We start from the raw sequence: 22,966 nt of genomic DNA, 5'->3' as shown, positions 1-22,966 counted from the left end.
AGCACTCACCGGGGCGTTCGATTACAGCGCGAGGATCAACGCATCGACGAGCGTGGAGCCACTGGCTGGTTGTCGTTGGAAATGGTCACTTCCACGCGACGGTTCTGGGCGCGGCCCGAGTTGCTGGTGTTGTCGGCAACTGGGTATTCCTTGCCATAGCCCTGAGCGACGACGCGCGAAGGCTCGACGCCAGCGCGGACCAGTGCGGCCATTACCGAAGTAGCGCGACGCTCGGACAGGCTCTGGTTGTAGGCAGCCGAACCGGTGCTGTCGGTGTAGCCTTCGACGATGACCTTGCGATCAGGGTTTTCCTGAAGGAACTGGGCCAGCTTGGCCACGTTGACGAACGCGGACGATTTCAGCTCGGCCTTGTTCAGGTCGAACAGCACGTCACCAAAGGTCACCAGGGTGCCGCGGTCAGTCTGCTTGGCGTTCAGGCTTTCCTGAAGCTTCTTGATCTGAGCGTCGCGGGCATCCAGGCGAGCCTGGGCGCGCTGGGCAGCTGCGCCTTTGAGGTTTTCCTCGGCGCTGCGCAGGGCGATGGTCTGCTTGGCCACTTCAACGCGCTGGTTGGTCAGGTAGGCCAGTTGGTCGACTTTCTTCGCGTCGGCGTCGTCGCGGAAGGCTTTGTCAGCCTTGTCCAGCCACTCCGACGCGTCCTTGGTTTCCAGGGCCGCCAGTTGTACCGACTTGGGGTTGGTCTGCAGGGACGAGAAATTGGTCCGCGCCTGTTCCAGGTTAGGGTTCGGCGGAGTGGAGCAAGCTGCCAGGCCAACGCTGAGAGCCAACAGAGCAGGAACCATCAATTGTTTACGCATAATCTTCATCCTTTATTCGAGTTCAAGTCGCGATGGGCAGCTTACTGAACGCTGCGGCCGGCTTCGTCACGCAGGTCCTGTACACCCTGCTTGGAGTCTTGCAGGGCCTTGGCGGCTTTGCCGGCCTGGGCCTTGCGCTCGGCCAGACGTGCGTCCCACTCGGCCTGTTCGGCCAGCATCTTGGCTTTCTCGTAGTTCTTGTCATGCATGGCGATTTCCGCCTGCTTGAACTTGTCCTGCGCCGCTTTCATTTCGACGGCAGCGTATTCGGTACCGCCAGCGCTAACGGCGCTGTTCACGGCCGACTCGGTCACAGCGTACTGTTCGGTCGGTGGCTTGCCGGCGCAGCCAGCCAGGACGAAGGTGGTACCCAGTGCCAGGGCAGCCAGTTTCAGCCCGCGCAGAGGGTTGGACGAGGTTTTGGCAGTACGGGTATTCATGGCTTTCAACTCCATTGGATAGCTCCTGAAAAACATCAAAATCCATGACAGTCGAACGTTTCGCGCGCCTGGGTCAAGCCCGGCGACTCACTGACGCCGCTGGCTGTAATGGTTAAACGTTGGGACACAAGAGAATTTTGAATAGTTCAGAAATTTGTCCGAATGGGTGGTTTTTTTCTGACGCCGTGGGTTTGGCGCCATGAAAAAGGCCGTGCTACGGAGGTCGACCGCATACCGTGTCGACAGCTGCCTGGAACTCGACTAGGACTCGGCGCCCAGCTGGGTAGCAAAGCTCTCGACCGCGCCCAGCACGCGCTTCGCACCGTCCTGAATTTCGGTGATGACCGTGCCTGCCTGGTTCGCCAGTTGCAGGCCAGACTCGGCTTTGTGTTTGCCGGCGCCGATGGTGGCTACTGCACCGGTGGCCAGTTTCTGGTTCTGCTGCACCACGCTCTCGATCTCTGCAGTGGCTTGGGTCGTACGCGATGCCAGCTGCCGGACTTCATCGGCGACGACTGCAAAACCGCGACCCTGTTCACCGGCTCGCGCAGCTTCGATAGCGGCATTCAACGCCAGCAGATTGGTTTGCGCGGCGATTCCGCTGATCGTCTTGATGATGTTGGAAATGACCTGGCTCTGCTCGTCCAGCGCTTCGATGCCTTCGGCGGCGCTTTGCATGTGATGAGCCAGATCTTTCATCACTTCGACCGTCTCACGCACGACTTGCGCCCCGCGCAGTGCAGTTTCATCCGTGCGCACCGACGTGTCGTACGCCACCGTGGCGGCTTCGGCGATGGCTATTTCACGCTCTACCATCTCGGTAATGACGGTAGCGACCTTCACCACCTTGTAGACTTTGGCATTGCCATCGCGGACCGGGTTGTAGGACGCTTCGAGCCACACATCCCGGCCCTTGCTGTCGATGCGTTTGAAGCGCTGGGCAACGAACTCCCCCCGGCGCAGCCGATCCCAGAACGCCTGGTACTCGCTGGAGTCGGCGATGTCGCTGCTGCAGAACAGCCGGTGGTGCTTGCCCTTTACCTGCTCCAGGCGATAGCCCATCGCCTGCAGAAACAGGTCGTTGGCGGTGAGCACGTGCCCGCTGAGGTCGAACTCGATCACCGCAGTAGAGCGCAACAGTGCCTGGATGAAGTTCTCGTGGGCGCGAGAGGTTTCGATGGTATTGGTCAGGTCGCTTGCGTAGCAGGAGAACTTGAGCAACGTGCCGTCGGTGGCGCGTACAGGGTGCATGATGACGCGCAGCCAGGTTTCGCCGCCGTCCTTGCGCAATAGCCGCCAGGCGCCACAGAAATGTTCGCCCTGCCGGATCGCGGTCCGCACCCGCGCATAGTGCGGGTCGCTGCGCACCTGTTCGGCAACGAGGCTTTCCAGCGGTTTGCCCGCCAGCTCGTCATTGCGGTATTGCAGCACTTCCTCGAAGTTGGCATTCACGCCGAGAATGCACCCGCGAGGGTCGAGCCTCAGGTGGATGGTTTCTTCGTCCAGGCCCTGACGGATCTGCCTGACCATTGCCACTTCCTCACGCAAGGCGGCCATTTCGTTTTTCATGCGTTTGAAAGAGAACATGTGGCAGGCCTCGGGTAGGGGAAGGGCACCTAGATTATCGACCGCGCAGAACCATACTTAAGGCCAAGGTGCTCGCGAACCGACCGCGCATTCGTCGCGATGAAACGCCCGGGCATGAAAAACCCGGCGCGCAGGCCGGGCTTTTCGAGGCATCGTGGATCAATGCAGCGAAGCGCGGCTCCTGACCGGCTGGTTGTCGTTGGAAATGGTCACCTCTACCCGGCGATTCTGTGTCCGACCCGAGGCGTCGCCGTTGCTGGCAACCGGGTAGGCCATACCCAGCCCCTGAGCCACGATACGTTCGGCACCCACGCCCGTACGCACCAGCTGCACCATGACGGCATTGGCGCGTCGCTGTGACAGGGTCTGGTTGAAGGAAGCCGAACCCGTGCTGTCGGTATGCCCTTCGACGATGACCTTGCGGTCCGGGTTGTCGCGCAGGAACTGCGCCAGGCGGCCTATGTTGTCGTAGGCATTGGCGCGCAGCTCGGCTTGCCCCACTTCGAACAGCACATCGCCGAAGGTCACCAGGCTGCCGCGCTCGGTCTGTGCCACGGCCATCACTTCGGCTGCGGGCTGCTTGGCATTGAGGCTTTCCTGCAGTTTCTTGATCTGCGCATCGCGAGCTTCCAGGCGGGCCTGCGCACGCAGCGCGGCGACACCCTGGATCGCGTGCTCGGCCGTGCGCAGTTCGATGGTGTGCTTGGCAACTTCGACACGCTGATTGCTCAGGTAGGCCAGATGACCCACGTGCTCATCGGCCTCGTTGGCGCGAGCGGCCGCTTCGGCGCGCTCCAGCCAGTCGGCGGCGTCCTTGGTCTCCAGGGCGGCCAACTGTACCGACTTGGGGTTGCCCTGCAGGCCGGCGAAGTTGGCCTGGGCCTGCACCAGTTGTGGGTTGGGGGTCTTGGAGCAGGCAGCCAGCAGTACGAACAGCGCCGACAGGGCGGGGAACTTGAATGTGTTGTTCACGGTATTTTCCTGAATCTTGAAAGAAGAACGCGAAGGCCAGGCTCAAGAAGCAGCGCGCAGGCCTTCCTCGCGCAGGTCCTGGACGCCCTGGCGGGCATCGTCGACGGCGCGGCGAGCCTTGGCGGCCTGAGCCTTGCGCTCGGCCACACGGGCATCCCACTCAGCCTGCTCGGCAAGGCGCCGGGCTTCATCGTGGTGCTTGCGGTGCAGGGCGATTTCAGCGTTCTTGAGTTTGTCCTGGGCGGACTTCATTTCGATGGCGGCGAACTCGGTGCCACCGGCGCTCACCGCCGCATTGACGGCCGACCGGCTCAGCGCATATTGCTCGACCGGTGCGTTGCTGGCACAGCCTGTCAGCACGACACCGGCAGCAAGGCATACAAGGGCTGTTTTCAAAGGGCCGAAAGACGACCTTACGCTGGATGTATTCACGCGATAGTGCTCCATTGGACAGCGATTGATTGCGTCGTCCGCTATCCGCGACGCGCCGGAGTGGGCCTGTCGCTGGGATGCGCTGCGGACGGATCGATGGCCATTACCTGGCTCTTTTTTTCGAGTCTACAATCGCTGTGGAACACTATCCTATTGATTTACATAGTTTTATACGTAATGGTCTGGTTTTTTTTCTGACCATTTGACCCGGCGCGTTATGGGTGTAGGAATATTCTTAAAGTTAATAGTCCATGTTCAGTCTGGAGTGTCATCGGCATCGCGTTTCAAGCGTTCAAGGTGTTCACGCGACAGCGCCAGGAAACGCGGCGTCGCGCCGATGTCTTCGTACATCGGGTCGCCTTCTTCGTCGGTAGCGATGACCTTGGTCCCCTTGATGTAGGGAAAGCTGCCTTCGAGTTCTTCGAGTGCCGCACCGATCAGTTCGCCCAGCAGTTCCTGAGCGTGATGCTTGGGGTACATCTGGGTCAGGGCCGCCAGGCGTGCGGCCGACTCCATGTCCAGATGTATGTTGATACCCGTGTCGGTCAGTCGGCCCTTGGCGTTCTGTTCCCAATGCTCGGCCAGTTCATGAATCTTCATAAATACCTCTTGCCCAGGTTGTTCACGCCCCGTCCAGCACGCTTGTCAGCCTCGGCTCGGCTGGGGCACTCTTTACTGTACAGCCGTCGTTGCATGGCAGTAGTTGTTGCGTACCAGTAGTTTGTAGAGCCATTTTTCCCGTGCTTGTTCAGTGGCCATGGCGACCGAATCACCGGTCGTGCCGCGCGGGCTGGAAGGGCACACCGTTTCCAAGCAATGGAGAAAATGCCGATGTCCGATATCGATCTGCGCCTGCGCGAAGACGTGCACCTGCTGGGTGAATTGCTGGGCAATACCATCCGCGAGCAGTACGGCGACGCCTTTCTGGAAAAGATCGAGCGCATACGGCGTGGCGCCAAGGCGGACCGTCGGGCTGATCCGTCCGGTGATGCGGTCAGCGCCGAACTGCGCTCCAGCCTGGACGACCTCGGTGAGCAAGAGCTGCTGCCCGTGGCCCGCGCCTTCAATCAATTCCTCAACCTGGCCAATATCTGCGAGCAATACCAACTGATCCGCCGTCGCGACGAGGGCCAGCCCGAACCTTTCGAAAACCTTGCCCTGGGCGAGCTGCTGGGGCGGTTGAAAAACGCCGGGCACAGCCCTGAAGCCTTGGCGCAGCAGTTGCTGGCGCTGGATATCGAGCTGGTGTTGACCGCGCACCCCACCGAAGTGGCTCGCCGCACGCTGATCCAAAAGTACGACGCCATCGCTGCGCAGTTGGCCTTGCATGACCACCGCGATCTCACCACCGCCGAGCGCAACGCGGTGCGCGAGCGCCTGCAGCGGTTGATCGCCGAGGCCTGGCACACCGAGGAAATCCGTCGTACCCGACCCACGCCTGTGGATGAGGCCAAGTGGGGCTTCGCGGTCATCGAAAATTCGCTGTGGCAAGCGGTGCCCAACCACCTGCGCAAGGTCGACGCGGCATTGCAGGCCGCCACCGGCCAACGCCTGCCGTTGGGCGCTGCACCCATACGCTTCGCTTCGTGGATGGGCGGCGACCGCGACGGCAATCCGAACGTGACAGCCAAGGTTACTCGCGAAGTGCTGCTGCTGGCGCGCTGGATGGCGGCGGATCTGTTTCTGCGCGATGTCGATCAACTGGCCGCCGATCTGTCCATGCAGCAGGCCAGTGCGCCGCTCATGGCCCAGGCGCCCGACAGCCGCGAACCCTATCGCGCCGTGCTCAAGCAACTGCGCGAACGCCTGCGGGCCACGCGCAACTGGGCCCATGCCTCACTGCCGGGCGATCAGCCCGGCGATGACCAGGTGCTGCAGGACAATCGCGAGCTGATCGAGCCGTTGCAGCTGTGCTTCGACTCACTGCACGCCTGCGGCATGGGCGTGATCGCCGATGGACCGCTGCTGGACTGCCTGCGCCGCGCCGTGACCTTCGGCCTGTTTCTGGTGCGCCTCGACGTGCGTCAGGATTCGACCCGCCATCGCGCAGCGTTGAGCGAGATCACCGAGTACCTGGGGTTGGGTCGCTATGCCGACTGGGACGAAGAGGCGCGGGTCGAATTCCTCGTGCGCGAGCTCGCCAATCGCCGGCCGTTGCTGCCGACCTGCTTCGAACCCAGCGAAGACACCGCCGAAGTGCTGGCTACCTGCCGCGAGGTAGCGGCCGCGCCGGCTGCGTCGCTGGGCTCCTACGTGATCTCCATGGCGGGCGCCGCCTCCGACGTGCTGGCGGTGCAGCTTCTGCTCAAGGAGTCCGGGCTGCGTCGATCGATGCGCGTGGTGCCGCTGTTCGAAACCCTGGCCGACCTCGACAATGCCGGCCCGGTGCTCGAGCGCCTGCTGCAGCTGCCCGACTACCGCCGCTCGCTGCAGGGTCCGCAGGAGGTGATGATCGGCTACTCCGATTCGGCCAAGGATGCCGGGACCACCGCCGCCGCATGGGCGCAGTACCGGGCCCAGGAAACCCTGGTGAACATTTGCCAGGCGCATGGCGTCGAGCTGTTGCTGTTCCATGGTCGCGGCGGCACCGTCGGCCGCGGCGGCGGTCCGGCCCATGCGGCCATTCTGTCGCAGCCACCAGGCTCGGTGGCGGGGCGCTTCCGCACCACCGAGCAGGGCGAAATGATCCGCTTCAAGTTCGGCCTGCCGGACATCGCCGAGCAAAATCTCAACCTGTATGTCGCCGCCGTGCTGGAAGCCACCGTGCTGCCGCCGCCGCTGCCCGAGCCTGCCTGGCGCACCGTGATGGACGAGTTGGCGGAGCAGGGCGTCAAGGCCTATCGGCAGGTGGTGCGCGAGAACCCGCACTTCGTCGAGTACTTCCGCCAGGCCACGCCCGAACAGGAGCTCGGTCGTTTGCCACTGGGCAGCCGTCCGGCCAAGCGCCGGCAGGGCGGCATCGAAAGCCTGCGCGCCATTCCGTGGATCTTCGGCTGGACCCAGACGCGGTTGATGCTGCCCGCCTGGCTGGGCTGGGAGGCGGCCCTGGGCGCAGCGCTGGCGCGTGGCCAGGCTGCGCAACTGGCTTCGATGCGCGCCCAGTGGCCGTTTTTCCGCACGCGCATCGACATGCTCGAGATGGTGCTGGCCAAGGCCGATGCCGAGATTGCGGCGCTGTATGACGTGCGGCTGGTCGAACCCGAGCTGCAGCCATTGGGCGCGCAACTGCGCGACCTATTGTCGCAGTGTTGCGCGGCCGTGCTGGGCCTGACCGGGCAGACTCACCTGCTTGCGCACAGCCCGACGACCCTGGAGTTCTTCAGCCTGCGCAACACCTACCTGGATCCGTTGCATCAGTTGCAGGCCGAACTGCTGAAACGCTCGCGCGCCCGCGAAGCGGCGCTGGACAGCCCTCTGGAACAGGCCCTGCTGGTCACCGTGGCAGGCATCGCCGCCGGGTTGCGCAATACCGGTTGAGACGGGCGGTCGATCGGTGCAGCCGGGCAGCTGTCAGCTCGGGTGCAACCGATTGGCGGTGATACCCGGTACAACCCCTGCAGGATGCCGTCCTCGGGGGCAGGTGCCTGCGACTTTCGGTGGCTTGTGTGCCCCGTGCCCGCTGTGTATCTTGATCAGCCTTTGGCCATCTTGCGGCCATCATTTTTCTTGGGAAGGGCTTCTGCCGTCAGCGCGGCGGAAGCAGATTCGACGACTATCTATAAAAATCGAGAGGAGCACATCGATGCGCGTGATTCTGCTGGGAGCTCCCGGGGCCGGTAAAGGTACTCAGGCAAAATTCATCACCGAAAAATTCGGTATCCCGCAAATTTCCACGGGCGACATGCTCCGTGCTGCCGTCAAGGCCGGTAGCGAACTGGGCGTGATGGCCAAGAGCGTCATGGACAGCGGTGGCCTGGTGTCCGACGACCTTATCATTGCCCTGGTCAAGGAGCGCATTGCCCAGCCCGACTGTGCCAACGGCTTCCTCTTCGATGGCTTCCCGCGCACCATTCCGCAGGCCGAAGCGCTGGTCACCAATGGTGTGGAGCTCGACCACGTTCTGGAAATCGCCGTCGACGACGAAGAGATCGTTCAGCGTATCGCCGGCCGTCGGGTCCACGAGGCATCGGGCCGGGTCTATCACACTGTCTACAATCCACCGCGCGAAGCGGGCAAGGATGACGTGACCGGTGAGGCGCTGGTGCAGCGCAAGGACGACACCGAGGAAACCGTGCGTCATCGCCTCTCGGTCTACCACTCGCAGACCAAGCCCTTGGTGGCCTTCTACAACGAACTGGCGGCTGCCCATGGCAAGCCCAAGTGCAGCCACGTCGAAGGCGTCGGTTCGGTCGCCGACATCACCGCCAAGGTGCTTGCCGCACTGAGCTGAGTGCTGGCATCCAGACGCGTGGCACCCACACACTGGGTGTCGGCCACTGCCTTGCCATGAACGGCCCGCTTGCGGGCCGTAGTTGTCTATAATCGCCTATTCCCCCTTGCCTGGACCCTTTCGATGACCACCCTGCTGGCCCTGGACACTGCCACTGAAGCCTGTTCCGTTGCTTTGCTGCACGATGGCAAGGTGTCGAGCCACTATGAAGTGATCCCGCGCCTTCACGCGCAGAAGCTGCTGCCGATGATCAAGACCTTGCTGGCCGAAGCGGGCGTAGCGCTTACGGCCGTCGATGCGATCGCCTTCGGGCGCGGCCCGGGCGCGTTCACCGGGGTGCGCATCGCGGTGGGGGTGGTCCAGGGCCTGGCGTTCGGTCTGGATCGTCCCGTGTTGCCAGTGTCCAACCTGGCCCTGCTGGCCCAGCGCGCCTGGCGCGAGCATGGCGTCGGCCAGGTAGCGGCCGCGATCGACGCGCGCATGGACGAGGTGTACTGGGGTTGCTATCGGGAGCACGCGGGAGAAATGCGCCTGCAGGGTGAGGAGGGGGTATTCGCTCCCGAACGGGCCCTGCTGCCGGCCCAGGCCTCTGGCGAATGGTTCGGCGCAGGCACCGGCTGGACCTATGCCGAGCGGATCGCCGTGCCCACCGTGGGGCGTGACGCCGATCTGCTGCCTCATGCGCAAGACCTGCTCGAGCTTGCACGGTTTGCCTGGGCGCGTGGCGAAGGCTTGCCCGCCGATGGCGCCCAGCCGGTCTATCTGCGTGACAACGTTGCCACACCGAAGAAGTCGCCGTTGTAGTACGCTTCGTCGGCGTTCAACCCTGTAGTGCGCATTTCATCGGCATAATCTGCCATGAAGATAAAACTTTGCCGCAATTTGTGGTCTAGTGGTTACCTGGGTCACTGCAGGACATTGTGGCGGCTTGTTTCGACGATCGAGTGAATCTGATGCGTATCGATGGTGTTTCCTCCCAGCCTTATCCAATCAAGCGCAAGCCGCTTGCGGACAAGGCGCGGGTGCAGGAAACCCTCGACGATATCGAAGGCGAGTTCGAGGTTCCTGCGCAACCTACGCCCCAGCGCTCCCGCGCGCGTGGCACCAGCGTGCCGGCCCGCCAGCAGGACATGATCTTCCCCCGCTCGATGAGCCGGCGTGCGGCCGACGCGCTGGGCATGTACCTGAGCACCCAGGGTTTCGTCGAGTGGGACAATGAAGTCCTGGGCCTGGATGTGCATATCTGACTGTGCCCAGCCTGCCTTATTTCATCGGCTGTCCGTCGTGGAGCGAAAACGCCTGGCGCGGGGATTTCTATCCGCAAGACGCGCGTCCGCCGGATTTCCTGGCTCTCTATGCCCAGCAGTTCAACGCTGTGGAAGGCAACACCACGTTCTACGCACGGCCGGCGCCCAATACCGTGGAACGCTGGGCTGCAAGCATGCCGTCCGATTTTCGCTTCACGGCCAAACTGCCGCGCGACATCAGCCATGGTGGCGATCTGCGCGAGCAACTGGGAGTGGCTGAGGATTTTTGTCGGCTGCTCGCGCCGCTCGGCGATCGGGTGGCGCCCTTGTGGTTGCAGCTGCCTGCATCGTTCGCGCCCTGGCGGCTGCCGGAATTGATCGGCTTCATCGACGTCCTGCAGCGGCCCATCGCTGTGGAGGTACGCCACGGCGCATTCTTCGCTCGCGGTGACGAGGAACGACTGCTCAACAATCTGCTGCGCGAACGCAATGTCGAACGTATCTGTCTGGATCCGCGTGCGCTGTTCAGTTGTGTTTCCGACGCGCCCGCCGTGCTCCATGCCCAGTCCAAGAAGCCGCGGGTGCCACCCCGCCCAGCGGCGTTCAGCCACAGCCCGCAGGTGCGTTTCATCGGCCACCCGCAGCTGCAGGCGAATGAGCCTTTTCTGACCCCCTGGGTGGAGAAGATTGCCGGTTGGATCGAAGAAGGGCGTACCCCTTACATTTTTCTGCACACCGCCGACAACCTGCTCGCGCCTGCCCTGGCCCGGCGTTTCCACGAGCGTTTGATGGAACGTTTGCCAGGTCTGCCAGCCTTAAAAGAACTGCCCGGGGAGCCACAGACGGCGCAACTCGGCCTGCTCTGATCGCGTTTTCCCGGAGGCTTCGGCCAGTTACGCCAAACAGGAGCCCGTGTGCCGAGATTGCTGATCATTCTGTTGCTGTTGGCGGCCGCGCCCGTTGCCGTGTGGCGAGGCTGGATCGAAGTGCCCGCTCGTTGGAATCCCTGGGCTGCGCTGGATATCGCCGAACCGGTGAATTTCCTTACCCGCTACAAGCTCGGCAAGTTACAGAATGATCCACAGCTGTGTGTACAGGCGCTGGCGACTTCCACCGTGCGCTATAGCGTTCAGGCCGACAGCCCGGCGGATGTTAAGTGCCCGTTGGTAAACGTATTGCGTGTGCAGGGCAGCGAGGTCAGGTTGAGCAGCAGTTTCCTCGCCACCTGTCCGGTGGTGGTGGCGTTCGCCATGTTCGAGCGCCAGGCCCTGCAGCCGGCAGCGCAGGCGACGTTCGGCCAGGCGGTAACGCAGGTTGATCACCTGGGGAGTTTTGCCTGCCGCAATGTCTACGGTCGTAGTGAAGGACGTTTGAGCCAGCATGCCAGCGCCAACGCGCTGGACATTGCCGGGTTTCGTCTGGCCGACGGACGTCGTATCAACGTGCTCAAGGATTGGCCTGGCGACAGCGCCAACGCGCGCTTCCTGCGCCAGGTACGCGACGGCGCCTGCAAGCATTTCAATACCGTGCTGGGCCCCGAGTACAACGCTGCCCATCGCAACCATTTTCATCTCGACATGGGCCGCTGGAGCGTGTGTCGCTGATTCATTTCCGGCCACCGCGGTGAACCCGGACGCGGCTTGCGCCGCTGCTACAGGGCCTGTGTTGGCTGAACGCCGGACGCGGCTTGCGCCGCTGCTACAGGGCCTGGGTTGGCTGAACGCCGGACGCGGCTTGCGCCGCTGCTACAGGGCCTGTGTTGGCTGAACGCCGGACGCGGCTTGCGCCGCTGCTACAGGGCCTGGGTTGGCTGAACGCCGGACGCGGCTTGCGCCGCTGCTACAGGGCGTGGGCTGGCTGAACGCCGGACGCGGCTTGCGCCGCTGCTACAGGGCCTGTGTTGGCTGAACGCCGGACGTGGCTTGCGCTGCTGCTACAGGGCTGGCGGTGTGGACCTCTGTAGCAGCGGCGCGAGCCGCGTCGGCGGTGCGCGCGAGGTATCTGGATGGATGCGATCGGCGCTCAGGCAGCCAGACGGATGTTGTTCAACACGGCGGGGCGCCTCCAGCTCAGGTCCAGATCCAACGCATGGCATTGCTCACTGATGGTTTCCTGCGCCAGCGGTACCGGCGTCTGTGCCAACTGCCAGTCGAGCTCGGCAATCGGCAGGCGCAGTGCCCGAGGCAGAGGCGCCGGGGCAGGTTGCGTGCTCTGGCCACCCTGGTTCAGCACCAGCGGACGAACCCAGCGGCTGTCGAACGCCAACTGCGCCTGTTGGGCCAGCACGTCCTGCTCGGGCAGCGGCGCCGAGGGTTTGTCCAGCAACGTCAGCTCCAGTTCGGCCTTTGGCAGAAACAACGGCTCGGGAGGCTTCACTTCGGTGTCGCGAACATCGCACAGGCGCTGCAGAAGAATGTGCGCCAGGATCTCGCTGCCGGCGCTGGGCTCGGCCGCCGCTGCATTGTCTGCCGCTGCATGAGCCTGCCCTGGCAGCTGTCCGTCGCAGTGCTCGGTCAATGCCTGGGCAAAGAAGTCCTGCCACAGCGCACTTGCAGCACCCAGGGTCTGGATGTTGTGCTGGCTGAAGTCGCCGATAGGCGAAATGTAACCTGGCGCTGTGGAATTGATGACGGACATGGCACTCGGCACGCTTGGGCTCTGGCAAAATGCCTGGCAAAGTTCTTATCGGCGGCGTGCGCCGATCTTTTAGCCTTTCGATACAGGAATCTTCAGTGGAGCAGCAAGCCGGTGGTCGCATCCAGGTTCAGGCACAGAACGACGCCTGCGAACCGCAAGCCGAACGATGGGCGCAACGCCTGCATCTGCCTCGCCAGTTGCCCGACGCCGATTTCGTGCTGCAGGTCGGCGAAACCGGCCTGCAGTTGCAACAACTGGGCGCGGACGCGCCGGGGCCCGTGCGTGTGGATTTCGTCGAGGGCGCCGTCGCTCACCGACGACTGTACGGCGGTGGCAGCGGTCAGATGATCGCCAAGGCCGTTGGCGTGCAGCCTGGCGTGCGCCCGCGGGTACTGGATGCCACGGCCGGCCTGGGCAAGGACGCGTTCGTGTTGGCCAGCCTGGGCTGCGAGATGAGCCTGGTAGAGCGTCAGCCGATCATCGCCGCGCTGCTCGAGGACGGACTGGCCCGTGCCCAGGGTGACCTGGAGGTAGGCGCCATCGTTGCACGCATGCATCTGCTTCAGGGCAACTCGATCGAGGTCATGCAGCAGTGGCAGGGCGAAGCGCCCCAGGTGATCTACCTGGATCCGATGTTTCCCCATCGCGAAAAAAGTGCGTTGGTGAAGAAGGAAATGCGCCTGTTCCGGCCGCTGGTGGGCGATGACATGGACGCGCCGGCCCTGCTGGCCGCCGCCCTGGCCCTGGCCAGCCACCGGGTAGTGGTCAAACGACCGCGCAAGGCGCCGTGCATTGAGGGCTGCAAACCGAGCCATGCGCTGGAAGGCAAGTCCAGCCGCTACGATATCTATCCGAAGAAAGCGCTGAAGCCGACGTGATGAATGGACGCAGGTTGTAGGCCAGAACGACCCCGGCGCCCGGGGGTACGTAGGATCGGTCCTGATTTTTTCCCAACCGGTTATAGCGCGGCGCGCTCAAATAGAATCAAGTCTCATTTGTAATGAGGCTGTATACATGTACCGTTCTACAGGAGTTTGCACATTGCCCCGCCGTTCGGCGCTGGGCCTGGCGTTGATCGGTTGCGCCGCAGGTGCCAATGCCCACGAAGGGCCCGAATCGCTGGTGCTCGACAAGCTGAGCGTGACCGGCAAGCAGGCCGCGCCACCCTACCAGGTCGAGCGTTCGGCTTCCGCCAAGTACGCCGTGCCACTGCTCGACGTGCCGCAAACGGTTACCGTTGTCCCGCGTCAGATCATGCGCGAGCAGAATGCCCTGAGCCTGCGCCGGGCACTGTCCAACGTCTCCGGCATTTCCTTCAATGCCGGCGAGGGCGGCGGCGGGTCGGGAGACAGCATCAACATCCGCGGTTTCAGCGCCAATGCCAACCTGCAGATCGACGGCCTGCGCGACTCTGCGCAGACCAGCCGCAGCGACCTGTTCAACCTGGAGCAGGTCGAGGTCATCAAGGGGCCCAGTTCGGTGTTCGGTGGCGCGAGCGCCACCGGCGGCTCCATCAACCTGATCACCAAGCTGCCGGTTGCCGACAGCTTCACCGAGCTGGGCGCCGGCGTTGGTACCGATCGCTATCGCCGCCTGACCCTGGACACCAATCAGCAGCTGCACGACCTGGGCGACGGCACCCTGTTTCGTCTCAATCTGATGGCTCACGAGAACCACGTGCCGGGGCGCGATCGCATCGAACAGCAGCGCTGGGGCCTGGCGCCGTCGCTGATGTTCGGGCACGGCAGCGACACGCGCCTGACCCTCAGCTATTTCCACCAGAGCGATGACAACCTGCCTGACTACGGCGTGCCTGCACGCGATGGCAAGCGCTTGCCGGGCGTCAAGACCAGTCACTATTATGGCTGGCGCAACCTGGACCAGGACCGCACCGACACCGACAGCCTGACGGTCAAGTACGAGCACGACCTGAACCCGGACTGGAGCGTGCAGAACCTTGCCCGGCTCAGCCAGGTTGACCGCGATGCCACCGTGTCCGCTTCCCATGTCAGGCTGGCCAAGCTTCCGGCGCTACGCTACCTGCCGGCAGGGCCGCAAGCCTATCGGCGCGACGTGCAGACCCGCCTGGCGATGAACCAGACCAGCCTGACCGGTCACTTCGATACCTTCGGCCTGGGCCATACCCTGGTGGTCGGCGCGGAACTGTCGCGCGAAACCTACGACCGCAAGGCCTCGGGCTATGCCGTGGAGTCCTTCTACCCAGCCAACGGCTACGATCTGGCCAACCCGCCGGGTTACTGGAGCGGGCCGAAGGTCAAGTCGCCTACCAGCGTGGCGCACAACAGCATGGAAGATCGCGCCCTGTACGTGTTCGATACCCTGGCCCTGGACGAGCAGTGGGACCTCAGCCTGGACCTGCGCTACGACCACATGCGGGCCCAGGCCAGCAATCGCTCGGCCAGCGGCGTTCGGACCCAGGCCGGCTCAACCGACGGCGTGTTCAGCCAACGTGCCGGCCTGGTCTACAAGCCCGCCGAGAACGGCCGCTTCTACGTCGCCTACGGCACCTCGTTCAACCCTTCGGCCGAGAACCTGCTGACCTACGGCGGTGGTCTTTCCGACAGCACCCAGAGCCTGGAACCCGAGAAGGGCAAGACTTGGGAACTGGGTACCAAGTGGCAATTGCTCGATGAGCGGCTGCAGCTGGAAGGCGCGCTGTTCCGGGTGGTCAAGGACAACGTGCGCGAGCGCTTGAGCGACGGCAGCAACTTGCTTGCCGGCAAGCAGCGCGTGCAGGGGTTGGAATTGGCAGCCACGGGCGCATTGAGCGAGAAGTGGCACGTGTTCGCCAACTACACCCTGCAAAGCAGCGAGACACTGAAGTCGGTGGCCAATCCCGAACGCATAGGTCAGGCACTGAAAAACACGGCGCCCCGATCTTTCAATCTATGGACCGCCTACCAGCTTCCCAGCGACATTACCCTGGCCTACGGCATCCGCCACGTCGGCAAACGCAACCTGACGTCCCAGGATCAAATCAAGCTCGATGCCTACTGGGTACACGACGCGATGCTGGGCTACCGGGCATCCGACAACCTCGAGCTGCAGCTGAACCTGAGCAACCTGACCGACACGAAGTACGTCGAGCGGGTACGCACGGTCGTCGGCAGCGATACCCGTTCCTCGGCCGTGGAGTTCGGTGATGGTCGTGCGGCGGTGTTGAGCAGCGTCTATCGGTTCTGAACACCGCCGCAGCCCTGGCTACCGCGAAGCGGCATCCATGCGGATACGCAGCGGCTGCTCATCCTTGCCATCCAGCGTCACGCCGTGATGCTGGGTGCTGACGAACAACAGGTGCCCGTCGGCTTCAACGCGGGCACTCACCGAATAGCGATGCCCCGGCTTGACCTGGGCCGGGTCGTATTCAAGTTTGAACGGCAGCGGCACCTGGCCAGTGATCGGGCCACTCTGCCGGGCCAGGGCCACCGCAGGGGCGTCAGCCAGGGACACGTCCTGCAGGCTCACGGTCAATACGGCCGAAGGCGGCAAGGCGATGCGCTGCAGATAGAACGCCTCCCCCTCGAGCGTGGCCTTGGGTGCGGGCTGCATGCTGCTGCAGGCGCCGATGAGGGCGCTGAGTACGATCAGTGAAAGGCGCTTCATGGTTATCTCCATTTACAAATTCGGCCGTCAGGCAAAAGCATAGGCAGAGACCGTCGTCGATCACAGCCCATCGGCGGCCTCATCGCTGCGGTGCAGCGCAACCTGGCGGATCGACAGGCGTATTTCAGCGGGCAATACCCGTTTGGCAGCGCCTTCGGCCAGCTCATCGAGCATGGGGTGGTGGCTCAACTTGCCTTGGGCATCGCGGCGCAGTACCCCTTGATCGAGCAGGGTCTGAATGAAGTGACGGAACAGGCTCTTGTCGAAGAACTCCGGGGCGTTCAGGCCATGCAGGATCGACAGGCGCTGGGCCATGGTGGTGCACAGGTTTTCCAGTTCTTCGGCGCTGAGGGTGTTCTGCCCGGCATTGAGCAACAGGGCGATGGCCATGTAGAAACGCTGCAGGGTCTGCGCGATGGCACGCGACAACAAGGTCAGCAGCACGAATTGCCGCGAGCTCGGTGCGGGCCGCAGGTACACACCGTTTTCCAGGCGCAGCAGGCCTTGTTCGACCAGCGCTTGCAGCCACTGGTCAATCACCTCGTCGAGCTGCCCGGCGTTCCAGCGGATGAACAGTTCGGCCTGCAGATAGGGGTACAGCGCGTGGGCGTAGCGCAGGATCTGCTCGCGGGTCATGCGCGAAGTGCTCTGGAAGAAGCTGGCAAGTAGCGCGGGCAGGGCGAAGATGTGCAACACGTTATTGCGGTAATAGGTCATCAGCACCGCGTGCTGTTCGTCCAGATACAGGATTTTGCCCAGGGCATCGCTCTGTTCGGACAGCAGCTGCATGCCCTGGACATGAGCGATCAGGCTGCGGGCATCGCCAGTGGGAACGGTGGTATGAGGCGAGTAGGGCACCTGGCGCAGCAGGGTCAGGTACAGGTCGAGTACCCGTTCCATTGCCCGTTCGTCCAGAGCCAGCTTGCTGGTCGACAGCAGTGCCAGTGCCACCAGGTTCACCGGGTTGATGGCTGCAGCCTCGTTCATGTGGCGAGCCACGCGGATGCTCAGGCGATGCGTGGTTTCGTTCAGCCAGTCGGGCTTGAACTGCGGCGCCAGGTCCTGCTCGCGCCAGCCAGGCTGCTGCTCATCGAGAAAAGCCTGCAGCTTGATCGGCTCGCCGAAGTTGACCGCCACTTGGCCAAAGCGCTGCTTGAGTGCACCGATGACCTTGAAAACGTCCAGAATCGACTCTTTCTTCTTCGTCGCTCCGCGCAACTCGCCCAGGTAGGTACGGCCTTCCAGCACCCGTTCGTAGCCGATGTACACCGGTACGAAGACGATGGGCGTACGCGAGGAGCGCAGGTAGCTGCGCAGGGTGATGGCCAGCATGCCTGTCTTGGGTTGCAGCATGCGTCCGGTGCGCGAGCGCCCGCCTTCGACGAAGTACTCCACGGGAAAACCCTTGGTGAACAGGGTGTGCAGGTATTCGTTGAACACGGCGCTGTACAGCGGATTGCCCTTGAAAGTGCGGCGCATGAAAAACGCCCCGCCTCGGCGCAGCAGGCTGCCGATCACAGGCATGTTGAGGTTGATGCCGGCAGCAACATGGGGTGGCGTCAGGCCGTTCTTGAACAGCAGGTAAGACAGCAGCAGGTAGTCGATGTGGCTGCGATGGCATGGCACATAGATGATCTCGTTGCCACGGGCAACGTCCTTCACACCGTCGATATTGTTGACCTTGATGCCGTCGTAGATCTTGTTCCAGAACCAGCTGAGCACCACTTCCATGAAGCGGATGGCGGTGTAGGTGTAGTCCGAGGCAATTTCGTTGCCGTAGTGCAACGCTCGGGCCTCGGCCTTTTCCAGGGTGATGTGCTCGCGTTCGGCTTCTTCGGCAATGGCCTGGCGCACCAGTGGGTCGCGCACCAGACCCTTGACCAGATGGCGGCGGTGGGAAATGTCGGGGCCGATGACTGCCGTCTTCAGGTTGCGAAAATGCACACGCAGGATGCGCTGGGCCATGCGCACCGTTCGCTCGTGACCCTTGTTCTGCTGCACCAGCTCGGCCAGGTGGATCGGCTCGGAAAACTGTACGCGGGTCTTGCGTCCCAGGATCAGAATGCTGACCAGCTTGCGCAAGCGCCCGGTAACCGCCCAGCTGTCGGCGAACAGCAGCTTCCAGGGGCTGGATTCGCTCGCTGGCGACTGGCCCCAGAACACGCTTACCGGAATGATCTGCGCATCTTCGCCGGCGTTCTGGGCCAGTGCCGTGACCAGCCGCGCCAGGGTGGGCGGGGCGCCGCGCTTGTCTTGCCGGCCCAGCCAGTCAGGGTCCGGGGTCAGGTAGAACACCGCCGTCGGCTCCATGAGATCGCCGATGGCCACGGGCAGCACCGGGCGTGGCAGGCCGGCTTTGCTGCATTCGCGGTCGACCACGGCAAGGTCGGCCAGCGAAGGCGATTGCAAGGCGTACAGCACGGGCCTGCTGCGATCCAGGTTCAAGGTGAACGAGGACTGGTTGATGGTTTCAGACCGAACCCACAGGTACAACAAGCGGCGCAAGGTGCCGAACACGAGGCGGTGCAGAGGTGAGCGGGTCATAGGCCAGGGCTTGGGGGGAAAACGCTATTTTACCGGCTTTTGCCGAGGTAAGTGATGCAGGGTGTCGGCGAATATCTTCGCGCGGCTACGGGCTCTTTCGCGGCCACTGGCCGCTCCTGCAGGGGTTTTGCATGGCCTGCCCGCAGCGGTCCCGAATGGTTTTGCAGGAGCGGCCAGTGGCCGCGAGCCGTCGCGCTGCGGTGTATCAACTGGTACGCCAGGTGATTTCCTCTTCGCCATCGTCGCTGATACGGATCCAGCGGTCGGCATTCTCTTCGCCTTCTTCTTCCACCCAGCTGCCAGGCGCACAGCGCACCTCCACATTCAGGGCCTTGAAAGCTGCACGGGCGCAGGCCACGTCGTCGTCCCACGGCGTGGCGTCGCTCTCCAGGTACAGGCTGTTCCACTTGCCGACCGCCTTGGGCAGCCAGGTGACCGGCACGTCGCCGGCCTGGCACTTCCAGGTCTGGCCTTTCTGCTGCCAGTCGCTGCAGGGGCCCAGGGCCTGGCCGAGCCATGCGGCGATGGCCTTGTGATCGACGTCGGCGTCCTTGAGGTAAATCTCGATATCGGGTTGGCGCATGGGTAGGCTCGCTCAGTCTTGACGCACAAAGTAATCGTAGCGCATGGATACCGTGACCACGAACGGCCGCGGCTGTTCGATCACCGCGGTCCGTCGATCGGCGCTGGCGCGCCAGCCATGCGGCGTCATCGCCAGCAGGTTGGCGCGCGATTGCGCGTCGATCAGCTTGAGCTTGAAGGTCAGGGTTTCATGGTGGGCATGCTGCATGCCCTCGGGCACCTGCAACAGGTGTTTGTCGTCGACGTAGTCGCGCACCTCGTCATACAGCTGTTCGCGCAGCTCCATCAGGTGGCCGCTGGTGGGTCCCACACGCATCAGGCCACCCCCCGGCGCCAGCAGACGCTTGGCTTCGTCCCAGTCCAGCGGGCTGAAGACGCTGGTCAGGAACTGGCAGCTGGCATCGGCAAGCGGCACACGCGCCATGCTGGCAACCAGCCAATGCACCGACGGCGCTCGCTTGCAGGCGCGTTTGACCGCCTCGCGGGAGATGTCCAGGGCATACCCGTCGGCGCGCGGCAGCGCCTGGGCGATCTGTTCGGTGTAGTACCCCTCGCCACAGCCGATGTCCAGCCAGCGCCGAGGCCAGCGCTCGGCTGCAAGCTCGGCCAGGCGCTGGGCCACCGGCGCATAGTGGCCTTCGTTGAGGAAGTCCCGGCGAGCCTCGACCATGGCCTGGTTGTCGCCGGGGTCGCGGCTGTTCTTGTGCTGCACCGGCAGCAGATTCAGGTAGCCCTGGCGCGCGCGGTCGAAACGGTGACCGCTGGGGCAGACCATGCCGTTGTCGGCGTTGGCCAGCATGGCAGTGCAGAGGGGGCAGGTGAGCATCAGGCGAGTAACTCGACGAGGGTCTGGTAGTAGATTTCGGTCAGCACATCGAGGTCGCTGGCCAGGATTCGTTCGTTGACCTGGTGGATCGTGGCGTTGACCGGGCCCAACTCGACCACCTGGGTGCCGAGGGTGGCGATGAAGCGCCCGTCGGAGGTGCCGCCGCTGGTGGAGGCCTGGGTGTCGCGCCCAGTGACGTTCTTGATGCTCGCGGCCACCGCGTCCAGCAGCGCACCGGGCTCGGTCAGGAACGGCAGGCCGGACAGCGCCCAGTCCACGTGCCAGTCCAGGCCATGCTTGTCGAGAATCGCGGCCACGCGCTGCTGCAGGCCTTCGACCGTGGACTCGGTGGAGAAACGGAAGTTGAACACCGCCGTCAGTTCACCGGGAATGACGTTGGTGGCGCCCGTGCCGCTGTTGAGGTTGGACACCTGGAAGCTGGTTGGCGGGAAGAAGGCGTTGCCGTCGTCCCAGTGCTCGGCGGCGAGCTCGGCCAGGGCTGGGGCGACCAGGTGGATCGGGTTGCGGGCCAGGTGCGGATACGCCACATGGCCCTGCACGCCGCGCACGGTCAGAGTCGCACCGAGCGAGCCGCGTCGGCCGTTCTTGACTACGTCGCCGACCAGGGTGGTGCTCGACGGCTCGCCGACGATGCACCAGTCCAGGCGCTCGTTGCGTGCAGCCAGGCGCTCGACCACCGCTTTGGTGCCGTGATGGGCCGGGCCTTCTTCGTCGCTGGTGATCAGGAAGGCCACCGAGCCCCTGTGGTTCGGATGGTCGCCGACGAAGCGCTCGGCGGCCACCAGCATGGCCGCCAGGCTGCCCTTCATGTCGGCCGCGCCGCGCCCGTGGAGCATGCCCTGCTCGTCGATCACCGCCTCGAATGGAGCGATCTGCCAGGCCTGGGTGGGGCCGGTGGGCACCACGTCGGTATGCCCGGCGAAGCACAGCACCGGACCGTCCTGGGTACCGTGGGTGGCCCAGAAGTTATCCACCTCTTCGATGCGCATCGGCTCCAGCGCAAAGCCAGCCTGCCCCAGGCGTTGCATCATCAGCTTTTGGCAATCGGCGTCCAGAGGCGTGACCGAAGGGCGGCGGATCAGGTCGCAGGCAAGCTGCAGCGTGGGCGAAAGGTCGGCGGCGGCCGTCATGAAAACTCCAAAAGCAGGGGCGGCAAAGGGGCGATATGGTAAAGCAAAAACGCATGGGCCAACACCGCACCCCTGCTGGCGGCGCTTTCGCGTCCCAGGACCTACACCGCTGCGCGCACCTTCGTCGGGTGCAGTGGCCGATCTCTCATGTCTTGACCCGCGCGTGGCTATCACCATGCCGCACGCGCCACCTCCTTCACGCGAGCGCATAGCCTGAGACAACGACATGAACGCCGTTACCCGCATTACCCTGCTTGCCACGCTGCTCACCTCCATCGCCACGGCCGTCGCCGCGCCGTCGGTGGACATTACCGTCACCGGTTCGATCGTGCCGGGTGGCTGCACACCTACCCTGAACAACGCGCTTTTCGATCATGGGCGGTTGTATACCCGCGACCTGCTTGCTTCAGCGCCCACCGTCCTGCTCGATCGTGCCCGTACCTCAACGTTGAACATAAATTGCGAAGCCGCTACCGCTTACGCGCTTCGTGCGGTGGACAATCGCGCCGATTCAGTCCTGGAAAACATCGACGACAGCCGTTTCGGGCTGGGCTTGACCAGCAAGAACGAGAAAATCGGCTCCTACAGGCTACGCATCGATCCTGAAGGCTCGAGCCTGGATGGCGAACCGCTTCTGCTGCTGATAGGCAGCCCCACGGGCAATGCCTGGTCTGCCGCCGAACGCCGTGCGCGCAGCTTGCGCAACGATGGTCAGCTCATTGGTCTGGCCAGCCGAAAAAACGATGGCGGCGGACCCATGCCGGCAAAGGACGCAGTGCTGACCCTGGTGTCCTACCTGACCATCGCGCCGACCGACAGTTTGACGTTGGACGCTGAAGTGCCCTTGGCCGGTGCCGCTACCCTTGAGTTGTTCTACTTGTAGGAAGAACTACGTGAAGGAAGAACTAGGTGCAGTCAGATCTACCTGTACCAAGATCTTTCGTAGGAACAGATTTACCTTTCTTCAGAAATTTCCTCTTTCAAAGGGGAAACTTCCCCTTCAGCCTGAAGAGCGTGACCGGTTTCCCGTGCCGGTCAGCTCATCGGACAGTGAGGGACAACATCATGCATCCTGGCTTTCGGACGCTGACCGCCATGCTGGCGCTCGGCTTCACCACGCCTGCTTTCTGCGCTTCCACTGTGGATATTCAAGTCACCGGAACGCTCGTTCCCAGCGCTTGCACGCCCATCCTGAGTGTCAGCACGCTGCACTTCGGCACCGTGAGTTCGGCCGACCTGCACCCCGAGCGGCCTACCGCGATGATCGAGCACACGCCGAACCTGACGATTCAGTGCGGCACACCGACCTTGTATGGTCTGCGCCTGGTGGACAACCGCGCCGGTTCAGCCTATGACTCCGGCATTGCTGGTCGACTGGGTATGGGCCGCACGGCGGCGGATGAGCAGATTGGCGCGTATCATCTGCAAGTCGATCCAGCACGTTCGACCGTCGATGGCCGTCGTGTATTTCTCAGCCTCGGCGATCGTACCGGCAGCCTGTGGAGCACTTCTACCGCCCAGCCGATGGCGCTGCCTACCGACGGCAGTTTATTGGGGCTGGTCGACCGTGTCGGCGTAGACACCGGTGCCGTAGTGGTACGAATGGCCCAGCTGGGCATCCGCGCCCATGGCGTTATCGCTCCTGCGCGCAGCCTGACCTTGACCGATGCCGTGCCCTTGGACGGACACGTCACCGTGGAGCTGGTCTACCTGTAA

General features: G+C 63.5%; 22 protein-coding genes. 10 read left to right on the top strand and 12 right to left on the bottom strand.

The features are described from left to right. Nucleotides 1–35 precede the first annotated feature (35 nt). The 6 genes from ONG87_RS16450 to ONG87_RS16425 all read right to left on the bottom strand — a co-directional run bounded on the left by ONG87_RS16450 (nucleotide 36) and on the right by ONG87_RS16425 (nucleotide 4,849). The gene (locus ONG87_RS16450) at nucleotides 36–818 is read right to left on the bottom strand and encodes an OmpA family protein (protein WP_122475048.1); all 783 of its coding nucleotides are present in this window, start codon (nucleotides 816–818) and stop codon (nucleotides 36–38) included. A gap of 41 nt (nucleotides 819–859) precedes the next feature. Further along, nucleotides 860–1,273, bottom strand: coding sequence for a DUF4398 domain-containing protein (locus ONG87_RS16445; protein WP_122475046.1), 414 nt, complete (start codon nucleotides 1,271–1,273; stop codon nucleotides 860–862). A 246-nt stretch (nucleotides 1,274–1,519) separates the two neighbouring features. Next, nucleotides 1,520–2,845 (bottom strand): PAS domain-containing methyl-accepting chemotaxis protein, encoded by a 1,326-nt coding sequence (locus tag ONG87_RS16440; protein ID WP_122475044.1) that lies wholly within the window; start codon nucleotides 2,843–2,845, stop codon nucleotides 1,520–1,522. Nucleotides 2,846–3,004: 159 nt separating this feature from the next. Beyond that, complete coding sequence (locus ONG87_RS16435; protein ID WP_122475042.1) at nucleotides 3,005–3,817, bottom strand: OmpA family protein; 813 nt, start codon at nucleotides 3,815–3,817, stop codon at nucleotides 3,005–3,007. A gap of 42 nt (nucleotides 3,818–3,859) precedes the next feature. Beyond that, a complete protein-coding gene (locus ONG87_RS16430; protein WP_185795075.1) occupies nucleotides 3,860–4,264 on the bottom strand; it encodes a DUF4398 domain-containing protein in 405 nt (134 codons plus the stop codon). Between the two features lie 240 nt (nucleotides 4,265–4,504). Beyond that, nucleotides 4,505–4,849, bottom strand: a complete 345-nt coding sequence (locus ONG87_RS16425; protein WP_122475038.1) for a pilin assembly protein — start codon at nucleotides 4,847–4,849, stop codon at nucleotides 4,505–4,507. 231 nt (nucleotides 4,850–5,080) lie between these two features. Here ONG87_RS16425 and ppc point away from each other — a divergent pair, with 231 nt between their 5' ends. From ppc to ONG87_RS16395, 6 genes are all read left to right on the top strand, one after another. Further along, the gene (gene ppc, locus ONG87_RS16420; RefSeq protein ID WP_264381660.1) at nucleotides 5,081–7,726 is read left to right on the top strand and encodes a phosphoenolpyruvate carboxylase; all 2,646 of its coding nucleotides are present in this window, start codon (nucleotides 5,081–5,083) and stop codon (nucleotides 7,724–7,726) included. Between the two features lie 265 nt (nucleotides 7,727–7,991). Further along, nucleotides 7,992–8,639 (top strand): adenylate kinase, encoded by a 648-nt coding sequence (gene adk / locus ONG87_RS16415; protein ID WP_264381659.1) that lies wholly within the window; start codon nucleotides 7,992–7,994, stop codon nucleotides 8,637–8,639. A 123-nt stretch (nucleotides 8,640–8,762) separates the two neighbouring features. Next, complete coding sequence (tsaB, locus tag ONG87_RS16410) at nucleotides 8,763–9,443, top strand: tRNA (adenosine(37)-N6)-threonylcarbamoyltransferase complex dimerization subunit type 1 TsaB (protein ID WP_264381658.1); 681 nt, start codon at nucleotides 8,763–8,765, stop codon at nucleotides 9,441–9,443. Between the two features lie 149 nt (nucleotides 9,444–9,592). Continuing rightward, complete coding sequence (locus ONG87_RS16405) at nucleotides 9,593–9,886, top strand: hypothetical protein (RefSeq protein ID WP_192058689.1); 294 nt, start codon at nucleotides 9,593–9,595, stop codon at nucleotides 9,884–9,886. Then, nucleotides 9,883–10,752: a DUF72 domain-containing protein gene (locus tag ONG87_RS16400; RefSeq protein WP_264382875.1), complete on the top strand. Its 870-nt coding sequence runs from the start codon at nucleotides 9,883–9,885 to the stop codon at nucleotides 10,750–10,752. The genes ONG87_RS16405 and ONG87_RS16400 overlap by 4 nt, the downstream gene beginning before the upstream one ends. A 48-nt stretch (nucleotides 10,753–10,800) precedes the next feature. Then, the gene (locus ONG87_RS16395; RefSeq protein WP_264381657.1) at nucleotides 10,801–11,490 is read left to right on the top strand and encodes an extensin family protein; all 690 of its coding nucleotides are present in this window, start codon (nucleotides 10,801–10,803) and stop codon (nucleotides 11,488–11,490) included. Nucleotides 11,491–11,908: 418 nt separating this feature from the next. Here ONG87_RS16395 and ONG87_RS16390 read toward each other — a convergent pair whose 3' ends face one another. Further along, the gene (locus ONG87_RS16390) at nucleotides 11,909–12,523 is read right to left on the bottom strand and encodes an energy transducer TonB (RefSeq protein ID WP_192054585.1); all 615 of its coding nucleotides are present in this window, start codon (nucleotides 12,521–12,523) and stop codon (nucleotides 11,909–11,911) included. Nucleotides 12,524–12,618: 95 nt separating this feature from the next. Between ONG87_RS16390 and ONG87_RS16385 the strand changes: the two genes are divergently transcribed. Together ONG87_RS16385 and ONG87_RS16380 are read left to right on the top strand one after the other, a co-directional pair. Further along, nucleotides 12,619–13,401: a class I SAM-dependent methyltransferase gene (locus ONG87_RS16385; RefSeq protein ID WP_240998651.1), complete on the top strand. Its 783-nt coding sequence runs from the start codon at nucleotides 12,619–12,621 to the stop codon at nucleotides 13,399–13,401. A 136-nt stretch (nucleotides 13,402–13,537) separates the two neighbouring features. Continuing rightward, on the top strand, nucleotides 13,538–15,727 hold the full coding sequence (locus ONG87_RS16380; protein ID WP_264381656.1) for a TonB-dependent siderophore receptor: 2,190 nt from the start codon (nucleotides 13,538–13,540) through the stop codon (nucleotides 15,725–15,727). 18 nt (nucleotides 15,728–15,745) lie between these two features. Here ONG87_RS16380 and ONG87_RS16375 read toward each other — a convergent pair whose 3' ends face one another. The 5 genes from ONG87_RS16375 to dapE all read right to left on the bottom strand — a co-directional run bounded on the left by ONG87_RS16375 (nucleotide 15,746) and on the right by dapE (nucleotide 21,250). Next, the gene (locus ONG87_RS16375) at nucleotides 15,746–16,147 is read right to left on the bottom strand and encodes a YbaY family lipoprotein (protein WP_192058694.1); all 402 of its coding nucleotides are present in this window, start codon (nucleotides 16,145–16,147) and stop codon (nucleotides 15,746–15,748) included. Between the two features lie 60 nt (nucleotides 16,148–16,207). Next, complete coding sequence (plsB, locus tag ONG87_RS16370; RefSeq protein WP_264381655.1) at nucleotides 16,208–18,691, bottom strand: glycerol-3-phosphate 1-O-acyltransferase PlsB; 2,484 nt, start codon at nucleotides 18,689–18,691, stop codon at nucleotides 16,208–16,210. Between the two features lie 205 nt (nucleotides 18,692–18,896). Beyond that, a complete protein-coding gene (locus tag ONG87_RS16365) occupies nucleotides 18,897–19,274 on the bottom strand; it encodes a hypothetical protein (protein ID WP_122475016.1) in 378 nt (125 codons plus the stop codon). A gap of 12 nt (nucleotides 19,275–19,286) precedes the next feature. Continuing rightward, on the bottom strand, nucleotides 19,287–20,099 hold the full coding sequence (locus ONG87_RS16360) for a putative RNA methyltransferase (RefSeq protein WP_264381654.1): 813 nt from the start codon (nucleotides 20,097–20,099) through the stop codon (nucleotides 19,287–19,289). Further along, nucleotides 20,099–21,250 (bottom strand): succinyl-diaminopimelate desuccinylase, encoded by a 1,152-nt coding sequence (gene dapE, locus ONG87_RS16355; protein ID WP_122475013.1) that lies wholly within the window; start codon nucleotides 21,248–21,250, stop codon nucleotides 20,099–20,101. The genes ONG87_RS16360 and dapE overlap by 1 nt, the downstream gene beginning before the upstream one ends. A 226-nt stretch (nucleotides 21,251–21,476) precedes the next feature. Here dapE and ONG87_RS16350 point away from each other — a divergent pair, with 226 nt between their 5' ends. Further along, nucleotides 21,477–22,133, top strand: coding sequence for a DUF1120 domain-containing protein (locus ONG87_RS16350; protein ID WP_264381653.1), 657 nt, complete (start codon nucleotides 21,477–21,479; stop codon nucleotides 22,131–22,133). Nucleotides 22,134–22,315: 182 nt separating this feature from the next. Beyond that, the gene (locus tag ONG87_RS16345) at nucleotides 22,316–22,966 is read left to right on the top strand and encodes a DUF1120 domain-containing protein (RefSeq protein WP_122475009.1); all 651 of its coding nucleotides are present in this window, start codon (nucleotides 22,316–22,318) and stop codon (nucleotides 22,964–22,966) included.

Origin of the sequence: Pseudomonas sp. MM227, from assembly GCF_947090715.1 — a bacterium.
Taxonomy (GTDB): Bacteria; Pseudomonadota; Gammaproteobacteria; order Pseudomonadales; family Pseudomonadaceae; genus Aquipseudomonas; species Aquipseudomonas baltica.
The sequence above is the reverse complement of the archived record's forward strand: the minus strand, read 5'-3'. Positions and strand labels throughout refer to the sequence as shown.